The organism is Mesorhizobium sp. WSM4828 (assembly GCF_055811175.1).
On sequence record NZ_JBVVQK010000026.1, the window covers coordinates 82,037 to 96,885 of the forward strand.

Below are 14,849 nucleotides of genomic sequence, written 5' to 3' on the forward strand. Positions count from 1 at the left end.
CTCCTAGGTGATGAGATTCAGCGCCGCTGCGGCGACGGCTTCGGGCGTGATGTCGAAATGCCGGTAGAGATCCGGGGCAGGGGCGCTGGCGCCGAAACCGGCCATGCCGACGAAAGTGCCGGTGTCGCCGATCCAGCGGTCCCAGCCGAGCCGTGCTGCGGCTTCGATGGCAATGCGCGGCGCTGAGCCGAGGACAGCCTTGCGGGTGCCGGCGTCCTGTTCCTCGAAAAGCTCCCAGCACGGCATCGAGACAACCGCGGCTGCGATGCCGTGCTCGGTCTCCAGCCGTTCGGCGGCGGCAACCGCGATTTCGACCTCCGATCCGGTGGCGATCAGCGTCACCGCGCGGTGCCCGGCTGGCTCGCGCAGGATGTAGGCGCCCCGGCTCGACCGGTTCTCGTCGTCGTGCGCTTGGCGCAGCATCGGCAGGTTCTGGCGCGAGAGCACCAGCACGCTCGGCCGGTTCGCGCTCTTAAGCGCCAGTTCCCAGCACTCCGCCGTTTCGATGATGTCGGCCGGACGGAAGACGTTGAGGTTTGGCGTCGCCCGCAGCATCGCCAGGTGCTCGACCGGCTGGTGGGTCGGGCCGTCCTCGCCCAGACCAATGGAATCATGCGTCATCACATAGATGACGCGCTGGCCCATGAGCGCCGAGAGCCGCATCGCGCCGCGCGCATAGTCGGCGAAGCACAGGAAGGTGCCGCCATAAGGCACGAAGCCGCCATGCAGCGCGATGCCGTTCATGGCTGCAGCCATGCCGTGCTCTCGGATGCCGTAGTGAATGTAGCGGCCGGCATAGTCATCAGGCGCTATGCGATCCATCCCCTTGGTGATCGTCAGGTTCGAATGCGTCAGATCGGCGGAGCCGCCGACGGTCAGGTCGGTTGCGCCATTGATCGCAGCGAGCGCCATTTCCGAGGCTTTTCGCGTTGCAACCTTGGTCGCCTTCCCGACATGCTCCTTACGGAAAGCGCCGAGCGCTTCGAAGACCGCGTCGGGCAGGGTGCCCGCGACCGCGCTCTCGAAGGCCTCGCGCTGCGGCGAGGTGGCAAGCCGCTGCTCCCAGGCGCGGCGTGCCGCTTGCCCGCGGCCGGCAATCTCGCGCCAGGCGAAAAGGATATCGTCCGGCACCTCGAACGGCGCGTAGGCCCAGCCGATGTTTTCGCGCGTCGCGGCGATCTCCGCATCGCCTAGCGGCGCGCCATGCGTCTTTTCCGAACCGCCCAGATTGGGCGCTCCCTTGCCGATCACCGTGCGGCAAGCGATCAGAGACGGCTGGTCCGATTGCTGTGCCGCTTCGATTGCCGCCGCAACGGTTTCGGCGTCGTGGCCGTTCACCGACTGGACATGCCATCCAGCGGCTTTGAACCGTGCCGGCTGGTCCATCGACGTCGACAGCGAAGTCGGTCCGTCGATCGAGATCGCATTGTCGTCCCAAAAGACGATCAGCCGGGAGAGCTTCAGGTGACCAGCAAGATCGATCGCCTCGTGGCTGATGCCTTCCTGCAGGCAGCCGTCGCCGGCGATCACGTAGGTGAAATGGTCGACGAGATCGGCGCCGTGGCGGGCAGCAAGCATGCGCTCCGCCAGCGCCATGCCGACCGCGGTCGAAATGCCTTGTCCTAGCGGACCGGTCGTCGTCTCGATGCCAAGCGCATGGCCATATTCCGGATGTCCGGCGGTGCGGCTGCCCAACTGGCGAAACCGCTGCAATTCCTCGATCGGCATGTCTGCGTAGCCGAGCAGATAATGCAGCGCATATTGCAGCATCGAGCCGTGCCCGGCCGAAAGCACGAAGCGGTCGCGATCGGGCCAGCTGGGCGCCGACGGATCGATATTGATGAAGCGGCTGAACAGCACCGTCGCGACATCGGCCATGCCCATCGGCATGCCCGGATGGCCGGAATTGGCCTTTTGGACGCTGTCCATCGCCAGTGCACGAATGGCGTTGGCCATGTCGCGTTCTGAGACGGCGGCGACGGGCTTCAATGCTGCGGCTTGGCTGTTCATGGCGTCCTCCTCACGACACACGGTTCTTGCGTTCGATCAATTGCAGGATGAGCGGCGTCAGGATCAACTGCATGGCAAGATCGAGCTTGTTGCCGGGCACCACTATGGAATTCGGCCGCGACATGAACGAGTCGTGGATCATCGAAAGCAGGTAGGGGAAATCGATGCCGCGGGGATTGGCGAAGCGGATAACCAGCATCGATTCGTCGGGCGTCGGAATCCAGCGCGCGATGAATGGATTGGACGTGTCGACGATCGGCACGCGCTGGAAGTTGATGGCGGTCTGCGAAAACTGCGGGACGATGTAGCGGACATAGTCCGGCATGCGGCGCAGGATCACGTCCATCACCGCCTCGGTGGAATAGCCGCGCGTTGCGCGGTCGCGATGGATCTTCTGGATCCATTCGAGATTTATGACCGGCACCACGCCGATCTTGAGGTCCGCGTGCCTGGCCAGGTTGATCTTGTCGGTGACGACGCAGCCATGCAGGCCCTCGTAGAAAAGCAGGTCGCTCGGCGGAAATTCGCGCCATTCGGTGAAATGTCCCGGCGGCGTGCCGTACTGCTTCTCTTCATCCTCGTCATGGATGTAGGTGCGGGTCTTTCCGGTTCCCCGGCGGCCATATTCCTCGAATACCTCTTCGAGGATTGCCAGTTCATTGGCCTCGGCATGAAAGTGGGTGAAGTTCGGATTGCCTGCCTTTTCCTCCTCGGCCACCTTGGCTTTCATCGTGGCGCGGTCGTAGCGATGGAAAGCATCGCCTTCGATGAAGGCGGCCCCGATGTTCTCGCGCCTGAAGATCAACTCGAAGATGCGCTTGACAGAGGTAGTGCCGGCGCCCGACGACCCGGTGATGGTAATGATGGGGTGCTTTGCCGACATGATCTTCAGGCCCTGAAAAGGCCGCGGCGGCTGAACAGCGGCGCGCGCTCGCCAATGGCGCTCGGCTCGGTGTGGTAGCGGGTGATGCGCGCGACTTCCCGCGCCGATCCGAAAATCATGGGCACGCGCTGGTGCAGGCTCTCGGGTTCGATTTCGAGGATGCGGGTGATCGTATCGGTGGCGGCACCGCCCGCCTGTTCGATGAGATAGGCGATCGGGTTTGCCTCATAGACGAGGCGAAGTCGCCCCTGCCTGTAGCCCTTGCGCTTGTCGCCTGGATACAGGAATACGCCGCCGCGCATCAATATGCGGTAGCAGTCGGCGACCAGGGAGGCGATCCAGCGCATGTTGAAGTCCTTCTCGCGTGGGCCTTCGGTGCCTTCGAGGCAGTCGTCGATGTAGAGCCGCACCGCCTCGTCCCAGTGCCGGTAGTTGGCTGCGTTGATGGCAAATTCCTGGGTACGCTGGGGGATGACCCGGCTCTCGTAGGCCTGGACGAAGGTGCCGAGCCTGGCTGAGAGAACGAAGACATGCGTGCCGCTGCCGAGAGACAGAACGAGCGCCAGCTGCGGCCCGTAGATGAAGAAGCCGGCGCCCAGCTGGTTCACCCCTGCCTGCAAAAATGTGGCGGCCGGATTCTTATCCGGCGCACCAATTGCAGGGAGAAGCGAGAAGATCGTTCCGATCGACACGTTGGTGTCGATGTTGGAAGAGCCGTCGAGCGGGTCGATGGCGATGGCGAGAGGCGCTTGCGGGTGGAGAAGCACCGGCTGCTCCAGTTCCTCGGAAGCGTAGAGCGCGACCGGAGCGTGGCGCATGGCATCGAGAAAGATGTCGTCGGCGAAGACATCGAGATCCTTCTGAACATCGCCGTCAGCATTGGCGCCACGGGTTCCGGCAAAGGCGGTGCCGAGTACCCCTTGATTGATGGTGTTGCGAATCGTGGTGGCCGCCTGCGTCAGCCGACGGACGGTCACTACGACCGCGGCGCGCAGTTCGTCCGGCTCGCCGAGATAGGAGTTCAGAAAAGCGTCGAGCGTTGCCGCTGGCATCGTAACCTCCCGATCCAGCCGCCTCTCCTCGGATCGGCCGGATTGGGGAATGAAAACAAACGATGCTGGATAAGTAAAATTCAATAACTTTACTTTGACACTAAAAAAATTTTAGTATGCAGTATGAGAAACCTCACGCTCAAGCAGTTCAAGACCGTTCAGGCAATCGTCAGCCACGGGAAAATCGTCAGTGCAGCCAAAGTGTTAGGCCTGTCTCCTCCAGCGGTGACGATCCAGTTGCGGCAGGTCGAGGAAGAGTTCCAACTGGCCTTGTTCGATCGGACGGCAGACGGTATGCGTCCCACTGCCGCAGGTCTTGCCTTCGTCGAGACCGCACAGGCCATCGAGGAGCGGCTTCGTCTGCTCGAAGACAAGATGGATGCAATCAAGGGCGTGCGCGCCGGCAGCTTGCGGCTTGGGGTCGTTTCCACGGCCAAATATTTCGCACCGCGGCTGATGGCTGCCTTCATGAAGGAACATCCCGACATCGACATGCGGCTTGCCATTGGCAATCGCGCCGAGACGATCGACAATCTGAAGAATCACGACATCGACATCGCGCTGATGGGACGCCCGGCGAAAGAAGTCCCGGTGCGTGCCTCGGTCTTCGGCGATCATCCGCTGGTCATCATCGCGCCGCCCGACCACCCGCTGGCCTCGGTGCGCGAGATATCCAAGGAGCGGATCGCCCAGGAACATTTCCTCATTCGCGAGTCCGGCTCCGGCACGCGCATCTCGCTGGAAATATTTTTGAGCGACGTGCCTGGCCGCATCGACGATCTCGGCGTTGAGATGGGCTCGAACGAGACGATCAAACAGGCGGTGATGGCCGGGCTCGGCATCGCTTTCATCTCTGCCCACACCATTGCCGCGGAAATCGAAGCTGGCCGGCTGGTCATCCTCGACGTCGTCGGCATGCCGATCCGCCGGCAATGGTTTTCGGTGATGCGCAGCGATCACGCGATCTCGCCGGCGATGGCGACCTTCCACGATTTTCTGATGCGCAAGGGCGCGATGTACCTGCCACTGTTCGGCAAGCTCTATCCGCACGAGGAGCCGAACACCAAACGTCGCGCGAGTTAGGGCGCGCGGTCCAAGGCAAACGCTTCAGACAAACGATGGTGCGTATCAGCGGCTGATCGGCTGTGATCTCCAGACTGACGTCCACGAGCCGAGGATCGGGAGGCATCGCTGGTGGCAGGCATTTGCGGAGCCGAGGCCACCGCCAAGCGGTGAGGGCCACGGGGGCGCCCCCGCGTTCACGGAACGGGCAGGCTTTGACTGAGCGTCTGCTAGCCTACAATTGGTTCGGCGACAGCTTCTTCGAGGCCAGCTGCCGCTTGGGCGGCAAGACCGTGGGCCGCTGCTTGTGAATCGTAAAATTCCTCAAGTGCATAGACTCTGCCCCACCGCAGGGTGAACACGTGGAGACCACGGTTGACGTACGACGCGTCGCCATTGAGCAGCGTTGCGGTGCCGTCCCACTGGGCAAACACGGTAGTATGCCACGGCCAGCCCTTCACCCAGATGCGGTTGACCGTGAGATGGAGATTGGGCAGGACGCGGCCGAGGCGCTCAAACCAGCGGCGCATGGCTTCTTTGTCGTGGCGCTCACCACCAAGCGCGTGGGCGCCGGAAACGCTATGATGGACATGCAGCGCGAGTGCCTTCACCGCCTCATCCCAGCGATGGTTGTTGACGTGGTCGAAGCTCTCTCGGATCGATTTCTCGACAAAATAACTGTATAGCATTTGACCTCTCCTCAAGCTTATTCGATGGCGTGATCGAGGGCGCCGTGGCGCTCCGCCGCTGATTCTGACGATGCTCGCCGCCATTGGGGAACGCTGGCGTTGATCCGGTGGAACCTTATTGGTTTCTGTCCGGTGGCCCTTGTCATGGCCGTCTCTAATGCGGCTTTGCCTGCTCCTGGCGCTCTCGGTAGGACCATCCGAACAGGATGCCCACCAACAATGGCGGGTCTCGTTTTCATGCCCATCTCCTCATATCGAGTAGATTGCGTCCGACCTCTACGTCGGCCGCGCGGACGCGAGAGCCCACGGTCCGCAGCACGCAGGTCGCGGTCTGCACGTCGGGTCAGCGCATTGTCGCGTCGGCTCGCAGATCCATGTCAATCTCGGTCGAGACCGTCACCTGCTCGCCGGACCTTGAGAACGCGTAAAGCGAGCCCTGGTGGCCCGGCATGGAAAAGGCCACGGAGCCATCGTCGGCGAGACCCATGACGATTCGCAGCGGATCGCCCCCGGTCTTCGGCGCGAAGGTAGCGGTGACCTCTAGGAGGCCGCCGTCGACCGGGACGTAGTAGACCACCATATCAAGGTGTCCCTCGTGCAGGCTGCCGCCCTCGATCGGGCGTCCAATGGTGGCTTCCTCGGCAAAAGCTGGGGTCGCAAGAAACAGCGCGGCCAGGAGCGATGCGCTTAGGATTTTGCGGGTCATTTCGTATCTCCTTTTTAGATTGCGTTCGAACTCTATATAGAGTATAGATTACGAACGCAATCTAAAAAAGAGGTCGACAATGCGCGTAAGTCGTACTCAGGCCGCGGAAAACCGCGAAACCGTAATCAACGTGGCAAGCCGCCTTTTTCGGGAGCGCGGCTTTGACGGTATTGGCCTTAAGGATCTGATGAAGGGTGCCGGACTGACCCAAGGCGCGTTTTACAAGCAGTTCGCATCCAAGGACGACTTGGCGGCGCAGGCGTCCAGGCGGGCAATGGAGAGCGCCTCGCATCGATGGTCGGCCGCGACTGCGGCAAACCCCGATGATCCGCTTGGGGCGGTGATCGCGTTCTACCTCAGTATGGACCATCGCGGAGAAAAGATGGACGGCTGCCCGATCGTGGCGCTCGGCTCGGATGCCGCCAGACAGGGCAAGGACGTGAAAGCGCCGTTCGAAGCCGGGATCAAGGAGCATCTCGAGATCCTTGGCCGTTTCCTTGCCGAGGCCAATGGCGGGGAGTTCGATGGTAAGGCCATGGCCATTCTCTCGACGATGGTCGGTGCGCTGATGTTATCGCGCGTCATCAACGATCCTGACCTCGCGCAGGCCTTTCTGGATGCGGCGGCCAATCACGTTCGTGAATCAGCCGGCGCTTGAACGGCGTGGCGGCGCGCCCGAATTGATAGGAAAATAGATGCGACGGATTGTTATTACAGGCATGGGAGCGGTTACGCCCCTTGCTGCCGATGTTGAAACGTCCTGGTCGCGTCTCCTGGCCGGCCGCTCGGGCATCCGGAGGCTTGCGGATGACGTGGTGGGCGACCTGCCGGCGAAGGTCGGCGGGGTGGTGCCCTCCGCAGAAGAAGATCCTGACGCCGGTTTCGACCCGGAAGCCGTCCTTCCGCCGAAGGATCAGCGTAAGGTAGACCGGTTCATTCTCTTTGCCCTGGCGGCGGCACAAGAGGCGCTCGCCCAAGCAAGATGGGCCCCCGCCTCGGAACCGGATCGCTTGCGCACGGCCACGATCATCGCCTCGGGCGTCGGCGGGTTCCCGGCCATAACCGAGGCGGTGCGCACGGTCGACCGGCGCGGCGTGCGCCGTCTATCACCTTTTACGGTGCCGTCCTTCCTGGTCAACCTCGCGGCAGGCCACGTCTCGATCCGCTATGGCTTCAAAGGTCCGCTCGGTGCACCCGTGACGGCGTGCGCGGCCGGCATTCAGGCGATCGGCGATGCGGCTCGGCTAATCCGCGCCAATGAAGCCGATATTGCCGTGTGCGGCGGGACGGAAGCATGCATGAATCTTGTCAGCCTCGGTGGTTTTGCCGCGGCACGCTCGCTTTCGACATCCTTTAATCACCGTCCTGAGGAGGCCTCCCGACCCTTCGATAGATCGCGCGACGGCTTCGTCATGGGCGAAGGAGCCGGCATTCTGGTCATCGAGGAATTGAGCCACGCGCTGGCGCGCGGCGCAAGACCGCTGGCCGAGCTTGTCGGCTACGGCACGACGGCAGATGCTCATCACGTCACCTCCGGTCCCGAGGACGGCGATGGTGCGCGTCGGGCCATGGAGATCGCAATTGCCCAAGCAGGGATTTCGCCGCGCGAGGTTCGTCATCTCAACGCCCATGCGACCTCCACGCCGGTGGGCGACCTGGGTGAGATCGAAGCGATCAAGAGCGTGTTCGGGCGCAATTTCGCAATAGCTGTCAGTGCAACGAAATCGGCGACTGGACACCTGCTCGGAGCCGCCGGCGGGCTCGGAGCAATCTTCGCAATCCTGGCGCTCAGGGATCAGATGGCACCGCCGACCCTCAATCTGAGCACTCCCGATCCGGCCGGCGACGGGATCGACTTCGTCGCCAACCGGGCCCGGCCGATGGCGATGGGCTATGCAATCTCCAATGGCTTCGGCTTCGGAGGCGTTAATGCCAGCGCGCTGTTCCGGCGCTGGACGGATGATCTGGCCGGCGCGAGCACCGGAGGCGCTCATGATTGACGCCTTTCGCTCCGACCTTTCGGACTTGTCCCACGCCAATCCAATACGAAGAAAGAAATGACCTCCATGAACAAGACCAATCTAGGCGTCGCCCTAGTGACCGGGGCATCCAGCGGCATTGGGCACACAACGGCCAAAGCCCTGCAGAACGCGGGCTTTCGCGTGTTCGGAACCAGCCGACGCGCGGTCGCCGACCGATCCGACGGCGTTACCATGCTGGCCTGTGACGTGACCGATGACACGTCCGTGGCGAAACTTGTCCAGAACGTGCTGGCCGAGGCCGGGCGCATCCACCTGCTCGTCAACAATGCCGGCATTGGCCTGCTTGGCGGCGCGGAGGAGTCCTCGATGGCCCAGGCCAAGTCATTATTTGACGTGAACGTCTTCGGCGTCATGCGGGTAACCAAGGCGGTGTTGCCGACAATGCGCCGTCAAGGCAAGGGCAGAATCGTCAATCTGAGCTCGGTGCAGGGGTTCATTCCAGCTCCCTATTTCGCGCTTTATTCGTCGACCAAGCATGCCGTTGAGGGCTATTCCGAATCGCTCGACCACGAACTGCGTACTTTCGGAATTCGCGTCGTGTTGGTGGAGCCCGCCTATACCCGCACCTCATTTGAAGAAAATCTCGCCAGGCCGGATCAGTTGCTTGATATCTATGACTCTGCGCGCGCCGGCATGAATGCAACTGTGCGGAAAGCGATGGAAAAAGGCGATGCGCCGGAAGTGGTAGCCAGGACCGTTTTGGCGGCTGCGACCGATCCCGCTCCGAAGAGGCGCTATGCGGCTGGAAAAATGGCGCGCCAGGTCAGTTTCCTGCGCCGTTTCGTCCCCGCATCCGCATTCGACAAAAGCCTGCGAAAGCAAAACGGGCTTCCGGTCTGAGGTCGGCAACAATGATATTCCTGTTTCGGTCAAACCTATACGAGAGCGCGTTCCAGGAGTTCACATTTTTTGGCACTGGCACCGCCAGACGCGCATCTTCGATGCGCCAGCGTCCGCGACTTAGCCCTGCGGTCATTGGCGTTAGATTAGCGCCATGTTATATTGCGGCGCGAAAGAGCGGGGGCCACGTTCCTTTCACACCCGTAAGCGATCCGTATGTGCGACCCCTGCAGACTGGTCGGTATCACGGAAGCTCCCGGGCATGGGGTTCGGGAAGCGAGGGGGACAAGGGGTAATGCTCTACACGCTCGTTATGATGGTCTGCCTGACGGATGTGCCGCAGACCTGTGAACAACGCGAACAGATGGTGGACGGCCTGGCGATGAATCCCGGGACCGCCTTCATGCAGGCGCAATCGCTGGTAGCCCAGTGGATCGGGACGCATCCCGGTTATTTCGTTCAGCGCTGGCGCGTGCTGCCCGGCCGTGGATCGTGATATCCGCCGCGAAGATCGAATGAGGTTCTACTTCTTCGCGGCCAGCGTTTCCGAGACGACCTTGGACAATTGATAAAGCCGCTGCTCGATTATCGTCGGCACTTCACAGACGTAAGTCAGTGATTGGACGCGTTCATTGAAAATTCGCGTTGCGAATTTCAACTGTTCGGTTTGCCGATCGATCTCTTCGGGATCTGTATCCGGCTTTGCCCGCAACGCATCGACATCGGACGCTTCCTTGCGCAACATGGCGGCCATTTCGAGCTGCTTGTGGGCGTAACGGGAAATGCCGGAGATTACCTGCGAGCGCTCGGCGTCCATGTGATCGAACATGCCTTGCACCAGCATCGCCATTTTGGGTGCAAGTTGCTCGGCTGGCAAGGAGGCGGCGAAATCCCTAATCTTCTTTTGAGCTTCCGCAATCGGCATCCGGCGAGCTGCCACTTCCTCGATCAGGGCGGAGATGGTGGGGTCCTTCGACCAGTCCTTCGCCGCTGCAGGAAGATCCGGTCCGCTCCAGATCTGGCCGAGCGAGAGTTGCGGCACCTTACGCTGCATGCAGGGCCAGTCCGGATCGGGGTTGGCTGCCATGGCGTTGACGCCCGGCGCGAGCATCGCGACCAGAGCCAGGCCGCCAAAATGGATCATTCGCGCCATCAGCCATTTCCTCCCGTGTCCTGTTTGCGGGTCATCAGGCCGCGCGAAGGGTCGTAGGCGATGATGGCGGCGGCAAGGAACAGCAGCGTGCAGCCGGCAACGACGCCCAGCGACAGCCAGTCAACCTGGCCGTAGAAGGCGAAGCGGATCAGTTCGACGGCGTAAGTAAATGGATTGGCGAGGCAGATTTTGTAGAGCAGGGGGCTGGCCTCCTGGATACGCCACAAGGGATAGAGTGCCGGAGAAGCGAAATAGCCGGGAAAGATGACGAAGTTCATGATGCCAGCGAAGTTTTCGAGCTGCTTGATCATCGAGGACAAAAGCATGCCGAGCGCGCACAGCATCATGCCCGACAGGAACAGCGCCGGCAGTACGGTGAGATAGCCAAGCGGCGGCGCCTTGACGCCCCAGAACCAGGCAACGGCCAGGAATGCGTAAACCTGCGCGATCGACACGGCGACACCGGCGAGCATCTTCGAGATCAGTAAAAACCAACGCGGGAAGGGGCTGACCAGCAGGGTGCGCATGTTGCCCATTTCGCGGTCATAGACCATCGACAGCGAAGACTGCATGCCCGAAAACAGCAGAATCATGCCGCACAGGCCCGGCGTGATGTAGACCTCGTAGAGCACGTAGGTCTTGTAGGGCGGGATGATCGATACGCCGAGCACCTGGCGGAATCCGGCGGCAAAAATGAACAGCCAGACGAGCGGCCGAACCAGCGAGGATATGAAGCGCTCGCGCTGATGCAGGAAGCGCAGGCACTCCCGCACGACGATCCCTTTGAGGCAAATGAAGTAGTGTCGGAGCCTAAACTGTTCGAACTTCACCGGCGTGAGGGCGGCGACTTTTGCGGGCGTTGCGGGAGCGCTCATGGCGACATCTCCGCGATGCCGCTTGTCTCGATGCGGTTGAGCCTGGAAAAGGCGTCGCGGATCGAACTGGCACCGCTCGTCCCAACGACATCGGCCACCTTGCCCTTGGCAACCAGATCGCCCTGCCGCAGCACGACGACATGGTCGCCGTCTTCGACCTCGTCGATCAGATGCGTCGCCCACAGCACGCCGATGCCCTCGGTTTCGACGAGCTTGCGGATGGTGGCCAGAATGCCAGCGCGCGACTGGATGTCGAGACCGACCGTTGCCTCGTCGAGCAGCAGCAGGGAAGGGCGGTGGAGCAGCGCCCGCGCGATCTCGATGCGCCGCATTTGGCCGCCGGAAAGACTGCGTGCCTTGTCATGCTGACGGCCCTGCATGTTGACTGTATCGAGCAGCGCGGCAATGCGCTGCCGGGCTTGATGTCCGCCAATGCCATGCAGCGAGGCGTGGTAGGAGAGGTTCTGGTGAACGCTGAGGTCGAGGTCGAGCGTGCGTGCCTGGAACACGATGCCGACACGCCTGAGCGCTTCGCCCGAAGCGCGGCTGACGTCATGGCCGAAGATGCGGATCGATCCGCGGCGGGTGCCGTAAAGATGGCTGATCAGTGAGAACAAAGTTGTCTTGCCGGCGCCGTTGAGGCCGAGCAGAACGGTGAAGGTTCCCGGCGCGATCGAGAATGAGACGTCGTGGAGCGCCCGCTTCGGACCATAGGAATGGCTGATGCCGGCAACGTCGAGCGCTGCCACCCCCTCTCCAGCTCCGCTTGTCCTCACATGCTGCATGCCGCTGGCTCCTTCGGGGCGCGCTGGTTATCTAGTGCACTTGCAACATCCCCGCGGCAAATATTCGTCATGTCGGCCTCCCTGATAATCGTTGCGGTCTAGTGGGGCGATATGGCCACACCCCAAGGCTGCTGGCCCACCGTAACCGATTGAACCGGCTCGTCCGTCGCCGTGTCGATGAAGGTGATGTCGTTGGAATTGCCGTTGGTAGTGATCAGCGTCTTCTGATCGGGGGTGAAGTCGAGATGCCAGACGCGCTGGCCGACCAGGATGTATTTTTCCACCTCGTAGGTTTCGGTGTTGATGACGGCGACGTGGTTCGCTGGCCCGAGCGCGACATAGGCTTTCTTGCCGTCGGCGCTGATCGCGATGCCGACCGGCTGGATGGTTTCGGGCCGCAGTCCCGCAATCGCGAACTGGATCTTCTTCACCACCTCGCGTTTGAGACTGTCGATGACGCTGACGGTTCCGCCGATTTCGGCGCTGACCCAGATCTGTGATCCGTCGGGCTTGAATTGCGCAAAGCGCGGACGCGTGTCGACCAGGACGTTGTCGGTCACCTCATGGCTGTCGGTGTCGATGAAATGCGCCATGCTGGTGGTTTCGGAGGTGTTGACCATGGTTTTGCCATCGGGACTGACGGCCATGCCTTCAGGCTCCACCCCAACGGGAATCTCGGTCATGACCTGCTTGCTCTCGATGTTGATCGCGGTGACGAGATTGTCGTCCTCGTTGGCGACGTAGAGCGTCTTGCCGTCGGGCGATAGCACGAACAGTTCGGGATCGGGGCCCGATGGCAGCGTGCCCACGATCTGCAGCGTCGCGGTGTCGATGATTTCGATCGTATCGTCATCGCTGGCGCACAAATAGATGAACTTGCCGTCATGCGAGATGGTGATGCCGCGCGGCCTCTGGCCGACTTCGACGGTTTTCACCACTTGCATCGTCGCCGTGTCGACGACCGTTATCGTATTGTCTTTCTCGTTGGAGACATAAACGGTGTAAGCCCACGCCGGATTGACCATGAAGCCGGTTGCGAGAATGGCGAGTGCGCAAGCTCGTCTTTGCACGAAAATTCCTCCCGATTGGTTCTACTTAAGGACGCATTTGGTTTCCGGCTGATCGACGCCGAGCGTATCGAGCTCGGAGATCTGGTGGAGATAACCCTCCTGTGGCGATGTCGAGACCACGGATTTGGTGTCGCCGAGCAGGATTGGCTGGCGAAGCTGATGGTTCCACTTGCGGAAGGTCAGCTTCTGTCCCTTGAAGGCGGCGACCGAGAAATCATCCGAGCGGATGTAGTCGCTGATCTTCTTCGGATCGTCGCCATTGGTGCGCGTGCTGGCTTCGCCCACCGCCCGCACCGCCGTCCAGGCCGACATATCCTTGGACAGCATTCGCCGGCCGGTCGTCTTCAGGAAACGGCTTTGCATTTGAATGCCACCCCATTGCTCGCTCGCGGGATGCCAGGAGGATGCGACAAGACCGGCCGTGCCAGCGACCAGCCGCGGTGTCCAGGTGCGGTAGGGCACATAGGTTCCGAACACCTCGCTCTCATCGGCAACAAGCACCACGTCATGCTCCGGCAGATCCTGCGTGAACACGGAAATCTGATGCTGTATCTGCGTGGCGCCAGTGTCGGTGCGGCGCGCCGTGCCAGTGTCTTTGAATTCTTTCTCGGCGACGATCTGACCGCCGAAGCGAGCCGCCGCGCGGCGCAACGCGGCCGCATAGAGATGATCCCGCTCGTGCGAACCGTAGAGCAGCACCCAATTCGGCCATTTCTTTACCACGAGATACTGCGCCAGAGCGTCGGCCAGCATGCTTCGCGTCGGCGCCACATGGAAAATGTTTATTCGGCAGTCTTCCTCGCGCAGGCTGTCGTCAGTGGCACCGACATTGAAGACCAGAACGCCCTTGTCGCGGGCGATATCGGCGATCGACAGCAATTGCCTGGCCGGGAGGTCCGCGACAACATAGCGGTCACCTTTGGCAATCAGATCGTTGAACGCCCGAACCGCGTCGGCGTCCGGCTTGACCTCGGCTATGTCGAGGCTGAATTTCTGGCTGAGGAACTTTCCTGTCGTATTGTTATCGCCGATCGCCACATTGGCGCCGGCGACACCTTCGTCGCGTGGCGGCAGGTCCAGAAGCGAAAGCGCCAGTTGCGGCGCGTAGGCCCGCAAATAACCTATTCTGGTTTCGGTTATCTTTCTTTCCGGCCTGTCGGTTGCGACCGGTTGCTTGCCCGTCGCTTCCTGGGCCATCAGGTCCGCAACATTGGCGGTCTGGAAAAAAAAGCACAAAAAGGCCGCGAGAGTGCCTGGCACCGCGCTCGTCATCGATAAAACTGCCCATTCTTGCACTAAAGTCCGATTGTTCCCGAACCAGCGCGAATTCAAGGTGCCCACAATGAGCTTAGCGGACCCCACAAGATTTATCAAAGCCCTGCAAGTGGACTTACGTGTCTGCTTTAGTCCTATAGCTTTTCGGGGAGATACGGCGGTGAATGAGCGTGTTGCGGTCTTCGACTCCGGGATCATCCGCAGCAATGCCGGAATGTGAAACTCTATGGGTTGTCTTGGGAGGATTGCCTGATGAAAACGCGCGCCGCTGTCGCCGTCGCCGCCGGAAAGCCGCTGGAGATCATGGAGGTCGACCTCGAAGGTCCCCGCGATGGCGAGGTGCTGGTCGAGATCAAGGCAACCGGCATCTGCCACACCGACGAGTTCACGCTGTCGGGCGCCGACCC

At 61.5% G+C, this 14,849-nt stretch carries 15 protein-coding genes and 1 pseudogene; 6 read left to right on the plus strand and 10 right to left on the minus strand.

Annotation, left to right across the window (positions count from 1 at the left end):
- Positions 1-3: 3 nt before the first annotated feature.
- Genes tkt through AC0L2X_RS25225 form a run of 3 tightly spaced genes read right to left on the minus strand, consistent with a single transcriptional unit; the run spans position 4 to position 3,945 of the window.
- The gene (tkt, locus tag AC0L2X_RS25215) at positions 4-2,010 is read right to left on the minus strand and encodes a transketolase (RefSeq protein WP_473600475.1); all 2,007 of its coding nucleotides are present in this window, start codon (positions 2,008-2,010) and stop codon (positions 4-6) included.
- Between the two features lie 10 nt (positions 2,011-2,020).
- The gene (locus AC0L2X_RS25220) at positions 2,021-2,893 is read right to left on the minus strand and encodes a phosphoribulokinase (RefSeq protein WP_023678839.1); all 873 of its coding nucleotides are present in this window, start codon (positions 2,891-2,893) and stop codon (positions 2,021-2,023) included.
- A 5-nt stretch (positions 2,894-2,898) separates the two neighbouring features.
- Positions 2,899-3,945, minus strand: a complete 1,047-nt coding sequence (locus tag AC0L2X_RS25225; protein WP_473600476.1) for a class 1 fructose-bisphosphatase — start codon at positions 3,943-3,945, stop codon at positions 2,899-2,901.
- A 123-nt stretch (positions 3,946-4,068) separates the two neighbouring features.
- On the opposite strand from AC0L2X_RS25225, the gene AC0L2X_RS25230 reads away from it, so the two are divergent.
- Positions 4,069-5,028: a LysR family transcriptional regulator gene (locus tag AC0L2X_RS25230; protein WP_473600477.1), complete on the plus strand. Its 960-nt coding sequence runs from the start codon at positions 4,069-4,071 to the stop codon at positions 5,026-5,028.
- Positions 5,029-5,237: 209 nt separating this feature from the next.
- Here the strand turns inward: AC0L2X_RS25230 and AC0L2X_RS25235 are convergent, their stop codons facing one another.
- The gene (locus AC0L2X_RS25235) at positions 5,238-5,696 is read right to left on the minus strand and encodes a nuclear transport factor 2 family protein (RefSeq protein WP_473600478.1); all 459 of its coding nucleotides are present in this window, start codon (positions 5,694-5,696) and stop codon (positions 5,238-5,240) included.
- A gap of 343 nt (positions 5,697-6,039) precedes the next feature.
- Complete coding sequence (locus AC0L2X_RS25240; protein WP_473600479.1) at positions 6,040-6,402, minus strand: hypothetical protein; 363 nt, start codon at positions 6,400-6,402, stop codon at positions 6,040-6,042.
- Positions 6,403-6,481: 79 nt separating this feature from the next.
- On the opposite strand from AC0L2X_RS25240, the gene AC0L2X_RS25245 reads away from it, so the two are divergent.
- The 4 genes from AC0L2X_RS25245 to AC0L2X_RS25260 all read left to right on the plus strand — a co-directional run bounded on the left by AC0L2X_RS25245 (position 6,482) and on the right by AC0L2X_RS25260 (position 9,780).
- A complete protein-coding gene (locus AC0L2X_RS25245; protein ID WP_473600480.1) occupies positions 6,482-7,060 on the plus strand; it encodes a TetR/AcrR family transcriptional regulator in 579 nt (192 codons plus the stop codon).
- 37 nt (positions 7,061-7,097) lie between these two features.
- The gene (fabF, locus tag AC0L2X_RS25250; RefSeq protein ID WP_473600481.1) at positions 7,098-8,402 is read left to right on the plus strand and encodes a beta-ketoacyl-ACP synthase II; all 1,305 of its coding nucleotides are present in this window, start codon (positions 7,098-7,100) and stop codon (positions 8,400-8,402) included.
- Between the two features lie 66 nt (positions 8,403-8,468).
- Positions 8,469-9,284, plus strand: coding sequence for an oxidoreductase (locus tag AC0L2X_RS25255; RefSeq protein WP_473600482.1), 816 nt, complete (start codon positions 8,469-8,471; stop codon positions 9,282-9,284).
- Between the two features lie 295 nt (positions 9,285-9,579).
- A complete protein-coding gene (locus AC0L2X_RS25260; RefSeq protein ID WP_352493646.1) occupies positions 9,580-9,780 on the plus strand; it encodes a hypothetical protein in 201 nt (66 codons plus the stop codon).
- A gap of 27 nt (positions 9,781-9,807) precedes the next feature.
- Here AC0L2X_RS25260 and AC0L2X_RS25265 read toward each other — a convergent pair whose 3' ends face one another.
- The 5 genes from AC0L2X_RS25265 to AC0L2X_RS25285 all read right to left on the minus strand — a co-directional run bounded on the left by AC0L2X_RS25265 (position 9,808) and on the right by AC0L2X_RS25285 (position 14,364).
- Positions 9,808-10,395, minus strand: a complete 588-nt coding sequence (locus tag AC0L2X_RS25265) for a hypothetical protein (RefSeq protein ID WP_473600483.1) — start codon at positions 10,393-10,395, stop codon at positions 9,808-9,810.
- A 41-nt stretch (positions 10,396-10,436) separates the two neighbouring features.
- Positions 10,437-11,312, minus strand: coding sequence for an ABC transporter permease (locus AC0L2X_RS25270; RefSeq protein ID WP_473600484.1), 876 nt, complete (start codon positions 11,310-11,312; stop codon positions 10,437-10,439).
- Complete coding sequence (locus AC0L2X_RS25275) at positions 11,309-12,097, minus strand: ATP-binding cassette domain-containing protein (RefSeq protein WP_473600485.1); 789 nt, start codon at positions 12,095-12,097, stop codon at positions 11,309-11,311. The genes AC0L2X_RS25270 and AC0L2X_RS25275 overlap by 4 nt, the downstream gene beginning before the upstream one ends.
- Positions 12,098-12,195: 98 nt before the next feature.
- On the minus strand, positions 12,196-13,167 hold the full coding sequence (locus AC0L2X_RS25280; protein ID WP_352493642.1) for a YVTN family beta-propeller repeat protein: 972 nt from the start codon (positions 13,165-13,167) through the stop codon (positions 12,196-12,198).
- A gap of 21 nt (positions 13,168-13,188) precedes the next feature.
- Positions 13,189-14,364: an ABC transporter substrate-binding protein gene (locus AC0L2X_RS25285; RefSeq protein ID WP_473600486.1), complete on the minus strand. Its 1,176-nt coding sequence runs from the start codon at positions 14,362-14,364 to the stop codon at positions 13,189-13,191.
- 330 nt (positions 14,365-14,694) lie between these two features.
- Here AC0L2X_RS25285 and AC0L2X_RS25290 point away from each other — a divergent pair.
- Positions 14,695-14,849, plus strand: a pseudogene (locus tag AC0L2X_RS25290) (S-(hydroxymethyl)glutathione dehydrogenase); the annotation flags it as partial.

Bases quoted from the DNA above. Each gene is read 5' to 3' on its own strand.
- tkt (WP_473600475.1), bottom strand. From the start codon at position 2,010: ATGAACAGCCAAGCCGCAGCATTGAAGCCCGTCGCCGCCGTCTCAGAA.
- AC0L2X_RS25220 (WP_023678839.1), bottom strand. From the start codon at position 2,893: ATGTCGGCAAAGCACCCCATCATTACCATCACCGGGTCGTCGGGCGCC.
- AC0L2X_RS25225 (WP_473600476.1), bottom strand. From the start codon at position 3,945: ATGCCAGCGGCAACGCTCGACGCTTTTCTGAACTCCTATCTCGGCGAG.
- AC0L2X_RS25230 (WP_473600477.1), top strand. From the start codon at position 4,069: ATGAGAAACCTCACGCTCAAGCAGTTCAAGACCGTTCAGGCAATCGTC.
- AC0L2X_RS25235 (WP_473600478.1), bottom strand. From the start codon at position 5,696: ATGCTATACAGTTATTTTGTCGAGAAATCGATCCGAGAGAGCTTCGAC.
- AC0L2X_RS25240 (WP_473600479.1), bottom strand. From the start codon at position 6,402: ATGACCCGCAAAATCCTAAGCGCATCGCTCCTGGCCGCGCTGTTTCTT.
- AC0L2X_RS25245 (WP_473600480.1), top strand. From the start codon at position 6,482: ATGCGCGTAAGTCGTACTCAGGCCGCGGAAAACCGCGAAACCGTAATC.
- fabF (WP_473600481.1), top strand. From the start codon at position 7,098: ATGCGACGGATTGTTATTACAGGCATGGGAGCGGTTACGCCCCTTGCT.
- AC0L2X_RS25255 (WP_473600482.1), top strand. From the start codon at position 8,469: ATGAACAAGACCAATCTAGGCGTCGCCCTAGTGACCGGGGCATCCAGC.
- AC0L2X_RS25260 (WP_352493646.1), top strand. From the start codon at position 9,580: ATGCTCTACACGCTCGTTATGATGGTCTGCCTGACGGATGTGCCGCAG.
- AC0L2X_RS25265 (WP_473600483.1), bottom strand. From the start codon at position 10,395: ATGCTCGCGCCGGGCGTCAACGCCATGGCAGCCAACCCCGATCCGGAC.
- AC0L2X_RS25270 (WP_473600484.1), bottom strand. From the start codon at position 11,312: ATGAGCGCTCCCGCAACGCCCGCAAAAGTCGCCGCCCTCACGCCGGTG.
- AC0L2X_RS25275 (WP_473600485.1), bottom strand. From the start codon at position 12,097: ATGCAGCATGTGAGGACAAGCGGAGCTGGAGAGGGGGTGGCAGCGCTC.
- AC0L2X_RS25285 (WP_473600486.1), bottom strand. From the start codon at position 14,364: ATGGCCCAGGAAGCGACGGGCAAGCAACCGGTCGCAACCGACAGGCCG.